At 76.7% G+C, this 699-nt stretch carries 1 pseudogene; it reads left to right on the forward strand.

Annotated elements, in window-relative coordinates:
* A pseudogene (locus tag IE239_RS41555) lies at window positions 1-699 on the forward strand (M4 family metallopeptidase); the annotation flags it as partial.

The following is a 699-nucleotide window of genomic DNA, read 5'->3' on the forward strand; positions in this document are numbered from 1 at the left end:
GGCATCGCCGCCACCACGGCCACACTGCTGGCCGCCGTACTGTCCCCGGCCGCCGGCGCGGCCGGCAGACCCACCCGGGCGACCGCGCTCGACCACGCGGCGGCGGCTCTCGCCGACCACGCGGCGGCCCTGGGCCTGAGCTCCGTGCAGGGCACGTCCGTGCGGGACGTGGTCGTCGACAAGGACGGCGCCCAGCACGTCCGCTACGACCGCACCTACCGCCGGCTCCCCGTCCTGGGAGGCGACTTCGTCGTCCACCTGGGACGCGACGGCGCGTACCGCGGCGCCGACCGGGCGACGCGGGCGGCGATCTCGCTGCCGGGCATCGCCCCGAAGGTGTCGGCGCCCAGGGCCGCCGACATCGCCGCCGACGCCCTGCGCGCGGCCGAGCCGGGCGAGACGCTGAAGCAGGTGAAGGCCAGGCCGCAGCTCGTCGTCGACGCCCTGCACGGCGCCCCGCGACTGGCCTGGCGCACGAACGTCGTCGCCCTGGACTCGCTCGGCAACCCGGTCGCCCGCACGGTGCTCACCGACGCCCGCACCGGCGCCCGGATCGACGCCTGGGACGCCGTCGAGACGGCCACCGGCGACGGCAAGTCCCTGTACGGCGGCACGGTTCCGCTGGAGACGACCCTCTCCGGATCGGCGTACCAGCTCAAGGACCCCACGCGCGGCAACACCTACACCGGCGACGCGGCC

Origin of the sequence: Streptomyces humidus, assembly GCF_014649655.1 — a bacterium.
Taxonomy (GTDB): domain Bacteria; phylum Actinomycetota; class Actinomycetes; order Streptomycetales; family Streptomycetaceae; genus Streptomyces; species Streptomyces humidus.